11 protein-coding genes and 1 pseudogene are annotated in these 14,071 nt (G+C 41.7%); 10 read left to right on the top strand and 2 right to left on the bottom strand.

Going from position 1 to position 14,071, the window contains the following annotated elements:
• Window positions 1-88: 88 nt before the first annotated feature.
• The 5 genes and pseudogenes from AC4II3_RS01150 to AC4II3_RS01130 form a co-directional block, all read left to right on the top strand.
• Window positions 89-163, top strand: a pseudogene (locus AC4II3_RS01150) (pentapeptide repeat-containing protein); the annotation flags it as partial.
• 200 nt (window positions 164-363) lie between these two features.
• Window positions 364-2,628 (top strand): transglutaminase TgpA family protein, encoded by a 2,265-nt coding sequence (locus AC4II3_RS01145; protein ID WP_488029088.1) that lies wholly within the window; start codon window positions 364-366, stop codon window positions 2,626-2,628.
• A 105-nt stretch (window positions 2,629-2,733) separates the two neighbouring features.
• Entirely contained in the window at window positions 2,734-3,621 is an 888-nt protein-coding gene (locus tag AC4II3_RS01140) for an AEC family transporter (RefSeq protein WP_488007163.1), read from the top strand.
• A gap of 252 nt (window positions 3,622-3,873) precedes the next feature.
• Entirely contained in the window at window positions 3,874-4,113 is a 240-nt protein-coding gene (locus tag AC4II3_RS01135; protein WP_488007161.1) for a hypothetical protein, read from the top strand.
• Between the two features lie 390 nt (window positions 4,114-4,503).
• A complete protein-coding gene (locus AC4II3_RS01130) occupies window positions 4,504-5,418 on the top strand; it encodes an MvdC/MvdD family ATP grasp protein (RefSeq protein ID WP_488007159.1) in 915 nt (304 codons plus the stop codon).
• A 72-nt stretch (window positions 5,419-5,490) separates the two neighbouring features.
• Here the strand turns inward: AC4II3_RS01130 and AC4II3_RS01125 are convergent, their stop codons facing one another.
• Complete coding sequence (locus AC4II3_RS01125) at window positions 5,491-5,931, bottom strand: surface-adhesin E family protein (RefSeq protein WP_488007157.1); 441 nt, start codon at window positions 5,929-5,931, stop codon at window positions 5,491-5,493.
• 98 nt (window positions 5,932-6,029) lie between these two features.
• Complete coding sequence (locus AC4II3_RS01120) at window positions 6,030-7,166, bottom strand: SGNH/GDSL hydrolase family protein (RefSeq protein ID WP_488007155.1); 1,137 nt, start codon at window positions 7,164-7,166, stop codon at window positions 6,030-6,032.
• A 360-nt stretch (window positions 7,167-7,526) separates the two neighbouring features.
• On the opposite strand from AC4II3_RS01120, the gene AC4II3_RS01115 reads away from it, so the two are divergent.
• The 5 genes from AC4II3_RS01115 to AC4II3_RS01095 all read left to right on the top strand — a co-directional run bounded on the left by AC4II3_RS01115 (window position 7,527) and on the right by AC4II3_RS01095 (window position 13,713).
• Window positions 7,527-7,775: a hypothetical protein gene (locus tag AC4II3_RS01115; RefSeq protein ID WP_488007153.1), complete on the top strand. Its 249-nt coding sequence runs from the start codon at window positions 7,527-7,529 to the stop codon at window positions 7,773-7,775.
• Window positions 7,772-9,841, top strand: coding sequence for an AAA family ATPase (locus tag AC4II3_RS01110; RefSeq protein WP_488007151.1), 2,070 nt, complete (start codon window positions 7,772-7,774; stop codon window positions 9,839-9,841). Before AC4II3_RS01115 ends, AC4II3_RS01110 begins: the two co-directional genes overlap by 4 nt.
• 482 nt (window positions 9,842-10,323) lie before the next feature.
• Window positions 10,324-10,950 carry a hypothetical protein gene (locus tag AC4II3_RS01105; protein WP_488007149.1) on the top strand — a complete coding sequence of 209 codons (627 nt, stop codon included), beginning with the start codon at window positions 10,324-10,326 and terminating at the stop codon, window positions 10,948-10,950.
• 383 nt (window positions 10,951-11,333) lie between these two features.
• Window positions 11,334-12,734 carry a TldD/PmbA family protein gene (locus AC4II3_RS01100; RefSeq protein ID WP_488007147.1) on the top strand — a complete coding sequence of 467 codons (1,401 nt, stop codon included), beginning with the start codon at window positions 11,334-11,336 and terminating at the stop codon, window positions 12,732-12,734.
• Between the two features lie 172 nt (window positions 12,735-12,906).
• The gene (locus AC4II3_RS01095) at window positions 12,907-13,713 is read left to right on the top strand and encodes a 16S rRNA (uracil(1498)-N(3))-methyltransferase (RefSeq protein ID WP_488007173.1); all 807 of its coding nucleotides are present in this window, start codon (window positions 12,907-12,909) and stop codon (window positions 13,711-13,713) included.
• Window positions 13,714-14,071: the final 358 nt, after the last annotated feature.

The raw sequence follows: 14,071 nt of genomic DNA, 5'->3' as shown, positions 1-14,071 counted from the left end.
TTAACAGGTTGCAGGTTAACAGGTTGCAGGTTAACAGGTTGCAGGTTAACAGGTTAACAGGTTCCAGGTTAACAGGTTAACAGGTTCCAGGTTAATAGGTTGCAGGTTAACAGGTTGCAGGTTAACAGGTTGCAGGTTAACAGGTTGCAGGTTAACAGGTTAACAGGTTCCAGGTTAATAGGTTAACAGGTTGCGTATTAATAACTTAATAACTTAATAAGTCGCAGGTTATAACCTTGGCCAAAAGGCCACGCTACGCGAACAACATTCCAACCTTCAACATTCCAACCTTCAACATTCCAACCTTTAACATTCTAACCTTTAACATTCCAAACTTGACATATAACCTATCACGCATCTACCATGGTGAGTCAGTTTTGGCAGCGTCTTGAGGCGAAGCCATTGCCTCCTATAGAGGAGTCGATTTCGTTAAGGGTGTTGGTACAGGCACTGGTAGTAGTAGGAATTGTGGCTGTTGATGTTGCCGCATCTACCTTCTGGAGTCTTTGGGCAGTACCCTTAAGTATTGTGGGAGCAACCTGGAGTTGGTATCGTCGTCGCCAACGTAACATTGCTCTGAAATTCTTGCTGGCATTGGGGATGTTGCTGGCATTGGGAGCCTTTTTGGGCAATGTGTTCAGTCAGCTCAATGATACCCGTTTGGCTCTAGCTCAGTTGTTAGTTCAGCTGCAGATTCTCCATAGCTTTGACTTGCCCCGCCGCAAGGATTTGGGCTATTCGATGGTAATTGGGCTAATCCTGTTGGGGGTCGCTGGTACTGTGAGTCAGACTCTGGCGTTTGCCCCTCTGTTGTTAGTATTTTTAGCGATCGCATTACCGGTTCTTGTCCTGGATTACCAGTCACGCTTGGGTATATCTACGGTTAAAAAAAGTAAAAAATTCTACGGGTTTAGTCCCAACTCCTCACCCATACCCCTAAAGCGTCTCATTTTATTTATCGGGGTAATTATGGCGCTAGGGTTAACGATTTTTGCTCTGATGCCTCGTTTCCCTGGCTATCAAATCCAGATGTATCCCGTCAGTGCTCCTGGGGAAATGGCAAACAGGAGATTTGATTCACAAAATAGGTTAATTGTTAACCCTGGCTATGTGAGTGAAGGTAAACAGCAAGGGGAAAATGGTAGCGGTGGCTCTCAAAACGCTACGGGCTCCGGTGAGTTGGATGAGACATTTTACTATGGGTTTAATAGCAAGATTAACCAGAATCTGCGGGGAGAACTGAAACCTAAGGTAGTGATGCGGGTGCGTTCTCAAGCAGCAGGATTTTGGCGAGTGCTAGCGTTTGACCACTACACGGGTCAGGGTTGGGAAATTTCTCGGGATAATCAGGTCCAGAAAATAACTCGACCAAGCTGGTCCTATCGCTTCCAACTCTTACCTGCATTGATCACAGGTCAAACCAAAAAGATAATTCAAACCTATACAGCTGTATCAGAACTGCCCAATCTGATTCCCGCTTTGGCGTATCCTAGCGAATTATTCTTTCCGTCCCGGGAAATCGGTATTGGGCCAGAAGGCAGTTTGCGATCGCCTTTAGGTTTAGTAGAAGGACTGACCTATACCGTAATATCAGAAGTTCCATTTCGCGATCGCACTAAGTTGCAGCAAGCTGGCGATAACTACCCCAAGTCGATTCAAAACTACTATCTGGATATTTCCCCCCAAATTGCAGTGAGGGTCAGGCAACGTACTGAAGAACTCCTAGCCACTTCAGAGAAACCTCTTACCTCTTCCTATGAAAAAGCCTTGTATCTAGCCCAGGCGGTTAAGCAGCGTTATCGCCTCCCCCAAGACCCCTCACAATTCCCTTTTCTAGAAGAAAATCAAGATTTGGTGGAAGCCTTTCTCTTCAAGTATCAAGGTGGTTATCCCGACCACTTCTCCACCACCCTCACGATGATGCTCCGTTCCATAGGCATCCCAGCCCGATTAGTGGCTGGATTTGGCACTGGCGAATTTAACCCCTTTACCGGGTTTTACATCGTCCGGAATACTGATGCCTATGCCATGACTGAGGTTTATTTCCCTAAATACGGTTGGTTTGCCTTTGATCCCATCCCAGGTCATGAATTGCTGCCCCCCTCCGTCGAGCAATATCAAACCTTTAGTGTCTTGCGGCAGTTTTGGCAGTGGGTAGCAGGTTGGCTCCCCTCACCAATAACTGGTTTACTCAGCAACCTATGGCATTTCACCATTGGTACCATTATCCGAATATTTGTTGGATTGTGGAAGATGGTATCTAGTGGTTGGTTAGGTATGTTTAGCGGCTTGATATTAGCGATCGCATTTGGTTTTCTGAGCTGGCTAGGTTGGCATCAGTGGAAAAACTGGCGCTATCGTTTCTGGTTGGCAACATTGCCACCAATGGAACAGATTTACCAGCAAATGATCAAGATTTTAGCAACCAAAGGGTATGTCAAACATCCGACTCAAACTCCCCTTGAGTACGCTAGCCGTATAGGTCAAGACCAGCCTCAAGCATCCGCTGAGGTCATTGAGCAGATTTCCCATGCATATATCCGTTGGCGTTATGGAGGTCACAGACCTAATATTAAACAACTGCGGCGGCGACTGAAGCAGTTTAGCAAAAATAGGTTTAAGGTTTAAGGTTTAAGGTTTAAAGTTGAATGTTAAAGGTTGCTTGAAAGTCAACAGTCAACGGTTAACAAAAAGACTTTTGCTTTAATGGGGTTCATCTAAAGTATTTATAGAATGACTGTTCTTCTACCTGCTGTTGTTTCGGTCGGTTTAATTATCCTGATTGGATTTATTGCTGGTCGCAGGTTGTCTGTGGACAAGCAAACTCTTTCTCAGCTATCTCTTTATATTCTCGTACCAGCGTTGATAGCAGACAGCTTGTATCGGACAACACTGTCTACCGAAAGCACCACTGGTTTAGTCGCTGGGTTGATCATTACCGCTGTGTTGCTTTACCTACTGAGTTGGGGATTAGGCAAACTGTTGAAATTACCAGCAGTTGTCCAAAAAAGCTTTATGGTTGCTGCTATTTTTCCCAATGCTGGAAACCTCGGGCTTCCTCTCAATTCCTTTGCCTTTGGTACACCGGGTTTAGAACGCGCTATAGTATACATGATCACAGCTGCCTTGTTGATGTTTGCTATTTGTCCCGCCTTACTTAAAGGGGGTAGTATTAGTTCTGGAGTGCGCTTAACCCTAAAACTACCGCTACTCTGGGCAATGCTGGCAGGATTAACCTGGCGTTTATTGCGCTTAGAACTACCATTAGGGCTAGATAAGGGTATTCACCAGTTGGGTATGGCAGCAATCCCTATCGATTTAATTGTTTTGGGGATACAATTGTCTCGCACCCCTTTGGTGATAGGACGGTATGAGGTGCTCGCCACTACCTTGCGTTTGTTGGTAGCTCCCTTCATTGCCCATACCGTTGGTCAAGCATTGGGACTGGAGGGATTAAATTTACAGGTGTTGGTGTTACAAAGTGCCATGCCTGTAGCAATTAGTACGGTAGTGTTGGTCACTGAGTTTGGGGGAGATGCTCCCTTAGTAGCACGGACAGTGGTTTTGTCTACCTTAGTCAGTTTCTTGTCTCTTCCCCTAGTTTTGTGGGCCACTACTTAGTTAGTATTTATCCATGAATAAGAGCTAAACTAGAGAATTCACGGACATATAACTGTAAAAGATTTAACAGGATCAGTAATTATCTGGATTACGAAAGCTAGGTTATTTTGTCATGGTTACATACAGAGATTATTTCTCTGACCATCTTTTTGAACTAGCGCTTTCAGCCATTAAAAGCAGTCATGAATACTCAACTTGCCAGTCCACCTGCTCAATACGACAGTTTAAATATCCCTACTCCCCAAACCTGATATGAAGAAAGAGGTATTGTTACCGATACCATTGGGAAGGATGGCAGTATTACCACCTTCGCCATCGGGGAAGAAGGGGGTGCAAGCACAAAGCGCCTTGTTAGAAGAAGGGGCAGACCTGCTCGAAGCCTTGAGTAACAACCTAACTGCTATCGAACACAAACAACATCTCTCAGGTATTGACCTTAAACCATTACCAGTCGAAAGAATCTCAATATTGGCACACTTGCCAATTTTTTAGTAATTATAAAGATTAGGGAATATAGCAATTTGATAGGATTGCTATAGGGAGAAATGTTGCTCTCAAGGGCTAAGCAATCTACTAACAACTCCCTGACCCATTAGCAGTGTCTTGCAGCATTTAGGCAATTTGTCAACAGGGTGTACTATATTTTCGGAGTAATATCAGGATGCATTTAACTATAAAAATTACCTGTTATCAGGTAAATATAGCTTATAGTATACCAAAATTAAATTGGCTTAGATGGTGTTTTAAAATACCAATTTTTAACCAAAAAAAGTATGATATTGACTTGATTAGCCACACTATTATCTAGTAAACCGAAACAAAAAAAGAACTTGGGTAATCAGCAGAACAGTATAAATACTAGTTCGTTTTGTTTGGCAATAGATGAATATTTTAATTTTGGGCAATCCTGAAGATACTCACGCTGCGCATATCAACCATGCTCTGACTAAGGCTGGAGGCAAGACAAACTATCTTGACACTTCTCTGTTTCCTACTAAATTACGCCTATCTTGGCAGCCACACACTAAAGATGGAATTCTCACCCTATCCGATGGTTATCAATTACGTCTAAGAGATATTCGTAGCATCTTTTGGCGTAATTTTTCTGGAGTTCAAATTCCCCCAATAAAAAATAGATTACAGCAGAGAGTTGCTTTTAATGATGCGATGAGTACCCTAAGAACCTTGATGCAAGGAACCTCAATTCACTGGGTAAACTCATGGCAAGCTTATCAATTGCATAAGGAAAAACCTCTACAATTGAGTAAAGCTGAACAAATCGGTGTATCTATTCCCCATACTCTCATTAGTAATGATCCAGACGCTATCATTAAGTTTACGAAGTCTTGTAATCAAGTCATTTTTAAGCCAGTCTATGGTGGTGCTCATGTCCAGTTTTTAACAGAACAACATTTAGAACCTGAACGACTAAACTTAGCCCTGCGGCTTTCTCCTGTTACTATACAGGAGTATATCCCTGGTACAAATATTCGCACCTATGTAATTGGGGACTCGATGTATTCGGCAGAAATTCGCTCCAAGTCACTTGACTTTCGAGAAGATATCGATGCTCAATTGATTCCGGTCAGGCTGCCAAAGACCGTGCAAGAGCAGTGTAAAGCTATCACTAGAGCGTTTTGGCTCCAGTGGACGGCCATTGACTGGCGTTTAAAGCCAAATGGTGAATACGTGTTTCTTGAAGCTAACCCCAGTCCGATGTTTTTACACTTTGAGCAACAAACTGGTTTCCCTATCACCCAAGAATTAGTTAATCTTCTGATGAGTGATATCAATTGATTCCTGAGTCGGAAAGTGCAGAGTTCCGACTCAACAGTAAACAGTCAAAAATTAACAGTTCACAGCTAACAGTCAACGGTTAACAACATTAGTATTAGACTTACAAGCTAAGGTGTGAAAACCATTCATGACATGAACCGTTGGAGTATCGGGCATGGGTATTGTGTACCAATCATTCTCCGATTCTTCTCGGCTGATTATACTACCCTGGGAATCGTATTGTTCAAAACGCAATGTACGTATGGAACGCTCAGGGCAATTAACTTGAACCGTGATAATGGCAGAATACACTCCTGGTTCGAGAGGATTACCAAATACTATTCTACTATCAAAGGAGTGGATGGGATTGCCCATTTCATCAGTGGTGCTGACCAAAGAATCCACATCGAAGTAGTGGATATTTCCTGTCTGAGCATTTGACATGACTCTGACCCAACGCCTAGATTGTGCCTGAGCTATAGCAGTCTGAGACAGGTAAGCGATCGCAGATAAGATTAACAGAAATTTACCCATAGAATTTACCAATAGTAGTATCAAACGATTAAGTATAAATTTAGTATCAACGGTGACAGCTTAGAAAGGTGCCACTGTGTTATAATAGATGATATTACCTAAATGGATTTATTCAACTGTTTCCGAGACAACCACGCAACCCCTATAACTCCTAAGGAGGCAGAAGACACTGCTTCTGGTACAGACTTAGTCTTAGCCTTAGTATCAACCTTGTCTTGGGACTTTAGTGCTGTTATTGCGAATTCTGCTAGGATCTGATGGCCAGCTGTGGTTGGGTGGGTGCTATCCCAGAATAAAAACTCGTCTGGATTAGCACAAGCAATAAACGTTGTTCCATCTAAGCACTCTTCCGTCACATTCGTGAAACCAAAGTTTCCAGGATTGGTCAAAATCTGATTAAATAGGTCATACTGATCAACGGATATCAAGTTAATGTCAGGTAAAGATTGCCTCAAAATGTTAAGGGTGGAGTCCAATACAGAGTTATGCTGCTCGGTCAAATCTGTGAGGCTAGACGATAATACACTATCTAGTCTCAGTGATTGAGGTATCTTTCCCAAATCTGGTAAGTTAAGCACTAGGAAATTGCGAGCACCAAAGTTATACAGGGAGTTCAGGGCTGTCTCTATATTGCCCACGACCTGAGTAGGATTAGGAATATCCATACTCTGATAATCATTGCCACCCAACCACAGAATATATAGGGCGTTGGGGTCAGCCATCTGATCAGATAGGATTAGGTCATTGGTGAACCCTGCTACTTGGGTCAGTAATCCCGGGGACAATGCTTCGAACTCACCAAGGCCAGACACTCCGGTTTGAGCACCACCAACAGCAAAGTTTACGCTTTGATTAGTCGTCGCACCATTGAAGAAAAAACTCACCCGAGGACTATCGGGAGTGATACTGATTGGAGAAAGTGTCGGGGAATCTGGTAAAACCAACGACAAATCAGTAGATCGCTTCACCTCTATCTCCAGAGCATCTGCTAGATAATCTACCCAGATCGGACCATTGCTAAAACGGCCCTGAAAGTAGGGTGGACTCTGGGGGATTATGGAAATGGTGGGATTTAGCTCATTCCCTGCCTTAGTGATATTGAAGGTATTGCCAGAATCCGATAGGCTATCACCAAACACATAAAGATTAGTGAACTCTAAATCATATGCCCTAGCTTCACAGGGCAATATTAAAGTGAATAGAGAAAATCCTAAGGCCGTAATTGTGTTTTTCATTTTTGATTGTCTGTGATTGTGGGTAGCCCTTTCAAGACAAACCTAACAACCTACAGACATAGAGTACTGCTTTGGGTGACCCTCTTTATTAAGAGCTGGCAAAATTTTTGAGTTATAGTATAAATAAACAATAAAGTCTTACAATAAATTTAATCAGGCTAGATCTGGTATTATGTCCGGTAACATCGATAGTGTAAAGCGTGGGTAATTGATAATTGGTAATCGGGAATTGGTAAGCGTGATTACTACCAAGCTATTCCCTATTTACCCTTACTGATTCCTAAAATAAACAACAAATAACACTACCGAAACAACCGGACACGATCTGACAGGTTAGTCGCTTTTTCCTAAAATACGGTTATGGCATTTAGATACTCTACCAGTGGTGCTACATCAGTCATTTCCAGAAGAGTAGCTGAAAAATATTCTACTTATTCTCCTAGCAAGAATGAACTCCATGATGTCCAGGAGCCGATTATCACTGCTCCCCTAGAAGTGCGCCGAATTATAGAGCGAGTATTGCAAGCAGAAAAGGATAAACTCTATATGAAAACTCCCCGTAATATTAATGATGATATCTTGAGAATTGTCAAGGAAGAAGTGCAATGAAGCTGTTATCGATTCAGCTATGTAATTTTCGTCAGTTTTATGGTAAAACTCCAGTGATTGTGTTAGCCAGTGGCGAGCAAAACACTACGATTATTCATGGAAATAATGGTGCTGGTAAGACTACCATACTGAATGCTTTTTCGTGGGTGCTCTATGAAAAGTTTAGTGCTGCTTTTGCTTCAGAAGACCAACTGCTGAATAAGCGAGCTCTTGCTGAAGCTCAGTTCAATAAACCAGTAGACTGTTGGGTAGAAGTGGCATTTGAACATAATAATAAACGCTACCAAGTCAAACGTCTATGTCGTACTTACAAAACTGAGGTAGGAGTCGAGCAAGGTAACACAGAATTGTATCTACAAATCGCTGGAGATGATGGACGCTGGTTATTGCCTCAACAACTACCTGAGGATATTATTGGTCAAATTTTACCAGCTAGTTTGCACCAATACTTCTTTTTTGATGGAGAACGAATTGAACAACTGGTACGCTCGGATAAAAAGTCGGAAGTTGCGGAAGCAACCAAGACCTTGCTAGGGGTAGAAGTTTTAAATCGCTCCATTAAACATTTAAGGGAAGCGAAAAAAACCTTAGACTATGAATTGTCTTTAATTGGCGACTCGGAAACTAAGCAATTGCTTAAACAACAGCGAAAATCGGAAAAGACGAGCCAGAGTCTACTAAAGCGTCAAAGGGAAATCAAGCAGGAGTTAGAGGATCAAGATGAGCTAAAGAAGACAATTGGTCAACGGTTATTAGAACTCGGTGGCGCTCAGGAGTTACAACAGCTGCGGGATGAACTAGAAGCTAGGGAAAAGTTAATTAGAGAACAGCTAAAACAAAGCCAATATATTTTGAAACGAGCTATATCAACTCGTGGCTATACCGTGCTGCTCTCAGAGGTAAGCTCAACTTTTAAAGAAATTGTAAAAGATTTAATCACCGAAAGAGGGGAATTACCTGTTGGAATTAAGCGGCAATTTGTTGGGGATTTACTTAAACACAAGCGCTGTATCTGTGGTGTAGAATTAACTGAGGGAACTCATGCTCATCAGCAAGTAGCAGCCTGGATGGATAAAGCCGGAATGGCTGAAGTGGAAGAAACCGCAATCAGGATGGGTTCCCAGGTTGATGAAATTAACCAACAGGTGCCTGAGTTTTGGCAAGATGTTGACCAACAACAAGATACTATTGCTCAGGGCAGAACTGAGCTTTCTAGAATTGAGACCCAACTAGATGATATCAAGAAAAAGTTACGTAACTTTCCCGATGAGGATATCAGTCTGCTCCAACAACAGTTGGATGAGATAGATACTAGGATTCGGGAGCTAACTCTAGAACAAGGAGGGAATCAACAACAACTTGAACAGTTGGATACAGACATTGACTTAAAGGATAAGCAGATTGCTAAGCACAAAATGAATGAAAGTAAGCAGGCGTTGATACAGCGACGGATTGCTGCTGCTCAAGATTCTATTGAACGGTTAATTGAAGTTAGGGAACGTTTAGAAACTCAGTTTCGGACTTCTTTGGAAAAGCGGGTACAGGAGATATTTATCTCAATTTCCTTTACACCTTACATCCCTAAGTTGAGTGATAAGTATGAGTTAACCTTAGTAGAAAGTACTCTTGGGTTAGAAAACCTAGTTGCTGCGTCTACGGGAGAAAATCAGATTCTAAGTTTATCCTTTATTGGGGGAATTATTGACCGAGTTAGGGATTGGAGTCAAGAGCATTCTTTGATGGGACCTGATAGTAGTACTTTTCCTATTGTAATGGATTCTCCCTTTGGAAGCTTGGATGAAATCTATCGTCGGCGAATTGCTAATATCTTGCCTAGACTGGCGAATCAATTAGTAGTTTTAGTGACTCAGACTCAGTGGCGAGGAGAAGTGGCTGATGAGATACTTCCTTTTCTTGGTAAAGAGTATGTGTTGACTTACAATTCTCCTAAGTCTGATTGTGAAGAAGATGTTATTGAGCTAGCTGGAAATCGTTATGATTTGGTAAGACGTAGTCCAAATCAGTTTGAATATACTGAGATTGTCGAGGTCGATTATGATAGCTAGTTTGTTGAAGCTTGTTCGCGTAGCGTTGCCTTTTGGCCAAGGTTGATTACCCAAGTCAGTGGGGAGTTTAGCTTGAATTAGACTGTGCTTTAAGGTGATACCGTTTTTTTAAACTAATTCTCCCTCTATCTATTCGGCATTATCCCGGTAATCCTTAAGCCAGTCTTATAAAGAGATAATTTTTTATCTATGACCAACTAATGTTGATGCTACCATAATTAGTGACTATTTTGTTAGTATATAAAGTGAGTGTGATGCTCTTTAAGAGCCGCTACGCGATTGGCCGTAGGCCACGCTACGCGAACGCATAAAGTAATCCCATCTAGTAATCCGATTTGTTTTGTCAATAATACTACCCTTGACAATAGGTCAAATTTATGAAATATGAATCCTGACTCCCTACTCCCTAAAAACCATAATCCATAACTTTCTGCATCAACCGATAACAAACAGCTATATATAGAGATATATAAGCTAATAAAATGTCTTACAGTGAATTTACTCTAGATACACTCAAACATCAATTTAACTTATCGATTCAAGAAAGAGTTAACTTGTTTGAATCAGTTGAACCAGTTACTCCTAGCCCTTTATTAAAAGAGATTCTAGCAGAAAATCTACCTCTAGGATTGGAAATCGATACGGAAAAAGCTCGCTCTGAATTAATTGTTGCTCCTATTTTAGTGGAAATTCGCAAGCAATTTAGCCGTAAAATCAGCCTTTTCTCTGGAACAGAGTTTACGATAGATAAAAGTAAAGGGCTAAACGGTAGGTGTGATTTTATTATTAGTCATTCACCTGAACAGTTGGATGTTACTGCTCCCATTGCTATTCTAGTTGAAGCAAAAAACGATAACCTTAAATCCGCTATCCCTCAGTGTATTGCTGAAATGGTTGCTGCTCAACTTTTTAATGAGCACAAAAATAATCCTATTCCGTTTATCTATGGTGGAGTAACAACTGGCAGCCTCTGGAAATTTATAAAATTAGTCAAAAATTCGGTTTCTATTGAGTCAGAAGAACACTTTATTGGTAATTTAGAGTCTCTGCTCGGTATTCTGTCATATATTATTAATAGCACTCGCCCTCAATCTCTTGCTGAAACCTAGTGATAATTATGGGAGGGTGGCTAGAAAATTCGGTAAGTATAATAGAGACTCAATCAAGGGTAAGCAATATTTAGTTTATTATTGTTATGATTATCATTATAAATAAGAGTTATGATGCTATTTTGAGATGTTGATGATACTTCTGTATAATAGCGGGAATTGTAACAACTGGTAAATAGTATTGAAATGACTAGGGTTGAGCGTTACCTTGCTGCTTATGTTGACTAATATAAGGAATGAATTGTGCTATAATAGTGTAAATTTGAATATCATTTCACGTAAAACTTAGAACTTAAGCTGATAGCTGACGGCTGAATGCTTACAATAGCAATCGATCGCGTAATCATTGCACAATAGAATAGTTATTTGCTATTTCCTCTACTATGTCCATTGTCCTAACCGATACCAAAAACTTACTCTCTGAGCTAATTGCTCAATATGGCTCCCGTGTCGATTACTTAGCTATTCGCTTAGAAGAAGCCGAAGGAACTAGCATTTTATTACGGGGTGACAAGATCGAAACCCTTAGTGAAGGTCTTTCTATCGGTGGACAAGTAAGAGCATGTTATAAGGGAGGATGGGGTTTTTCGAGTTTTAACCAGCTTAGCGCTATTAAAGAACGAGTCGAAGATGCGATCGCAGCAGCTCGGATTGTGGGTAATCAAGAAACCACCCTTGCTCCCATTGAACCAATACAGGATGTTTGTCAGTTACCCCTGACTGGTACAGACCCTAGGCAAATTCCGTTGGCGCAGAAGAAAGCATTATGCGATCGCTACAATCAAATTCTCAGAAGTTATGACAGTAGCATTGCTACTACTTCTGTCCGGTATGGGGATGTTAACCAGCGCATCATCATTGCTACTTCCGAAGGTACCTTGATAGAGCAGTCTTGGGCAGATCTGGAAATGCGTTTTGCTGCTACTGCTCGTAATGGCGATACTGTCCATACTGGTAGAGAAACCATTGGCTCTCGCCAAGGCTATGAAGACCTAACCAATCTTGATCAACAAGTCCATGGAGCAGCTCAACGTGCGATAGATGCTCTGTCATTACCACCAGTTACGGGTGGTAACTATACAGTAGTCATTGACCCCATCCTGACTGGTTTGTTTGTCCACGAAGCCTTTGGACACCTATCTGAAGCTGACATGGCTTATGAAAATCCTGACTTACTAGAAGTGATGAGTATAGGGCGTCGTTTTGGCCCAAAAGAATTACAAATCTTTGATGGAGCTGCTCCCCAAGGACACCGGGGTAGCTATTTCTACGATGATGAGGGCACTCCAGCCACTACCACTCAGTTGATTAAAGATGGTGTATTAGTTGGACGTCTTCACTCCCGTGAAACTGCTGGTAAGTTAGGCGAAACCCCTACTGGTAATGCTCGTTGTCTCAATTACCACTATCCTCCAATTGTTCGGATGACTAATACTTGGATAGGACCCGGAGCTACTCCAGTAGCAGAGTTATTCGATGATATTACAGTAGGGGTCTATGCTCGAAATTGGCTAGGAGGTATGACTAATGGTGAAATGTTTACCTTTAGTGCTGGAGAAGCGTGGATGATTCGCAATGGTCAAATTGCTGAACCTGTCCGAGATGTCACTCTTTCTGGTAACGTGTTCAAGACTTTAGCTGATATTGAAGCTATTGGTGATGATTTCTATTGGGATGAATCCGGTGGCTGTGGTAAAGGTGGACAAAGTGGCTTAGCTGTAGGCTGTGCAGGACCAAGTTTAAGGATTCGGAATGTGGTAGTTGGTGGAGAAGCTGAAGGTTGAAGGTTGTCTGTTAGAATGCAGAATTTAGAATGAAGAATGAAGAATGAAGAATTTAGAATGAAGAATTTAGAATTATACATTCTCGTTCTTCCGTGCTTATTATCCTAAATAAATAGTCTGTTAAGAGGCAAAAGCGGCTCTGGGAAAAGATAACAGTGGTCAGATAATGAGTATGCAACGGTTGGTGATATCACCTACACAGTGTCAAGACCAAGGGATTGTTTTAACTGATGCCCAACAGCATTATCTAATTAGAGTGTTGCGGCTGAAAAAAGGCGATCGCTTTATTGCTATGGATGGAGAAGGTGGCTGGTACGTTAGCGAGCTAGAAGGTGATTTGACTCAAGCTAAAATTGTTGCATCTGAGCACATTCAGACCGAATTGCCTAAACAGGTAACCTTGATGGCGGCTATGCCTAAAGGGAGTGGATTTGAGCAAATTTGTCTGATGGCAACGGAGTTGGGAGTGACTCGGATTGTGCCTTTGAAAAGCGATCGCACGTTACTCAATCCTAGCCCTCAAAAGGTCCAGAGGTGGCGACGGATTACCCAAGAAGCAGCAGAGCAATCAGAACGGGAAGTTGTGCCGAAAATTCTTGACCCTGTAGACTTTTGCGATAGTCTTCAATTACCGCAAACCCTAGAAGCCTATCGCTATATTTGTGTAGCTCGGGGAAAGGCTCCCCATCTACTCAATTGCTTATTAGATTTACGATTAGGATTGGATACTGGTCAAACAGACCCTGCTCAACATCCTGACATTGTAATTGCTACGGGACCGGAAGGTGGTTGGACAACTCAAGAGCTAGAACAAGCTACTGCTGCTGGATTTATCGCTGTTTCTCTAGGAAGTCGTATTCTTCGAGCTATCACTGCTCCTATTGTTACCTTGTCTATAGTAGCAGCAGTGGCCGAGTCATCCGTTAAGGCAAAAGGTGATAATTTTGCTTTAACTTATGACAACATGATCGACAACTGACCCAATACACTACCTTTCTCCATGGTTCAATTCGATTACTATAGCGCTAGTTTAAGGTTGAAATTAACTCTAATCATCCCATACAACCCTTAACCAGTCTCAAAAGGTAGCGCTAGTAAAATTTTTGATCACCGAATTTTCTAAAACTATAACGCTATAGTAAGCTAACTACGCTAAAAATAGCGCTAGATAATTTTCGTTCCAAATAAATATAGCGCTATTTTAAAAAGAAAAATTAAATTAAATTCAATTCTTTATATACCCCGTAAGCTCTGAATAAGGTTAGCGCCATGGTATAGCTTCCATGAATCCCACAATTAAATTAGCGCTATAGTAAAGCCGTCAATCCCAATCATCC

The organism is Moorena sp. (genome assembly GCF_982860115.1).
The sequence above is the reverse complement of the archived record's forward strand: the minus strand, read 5'-3'. Positions and strand labels throughout refer to the sequence as shown.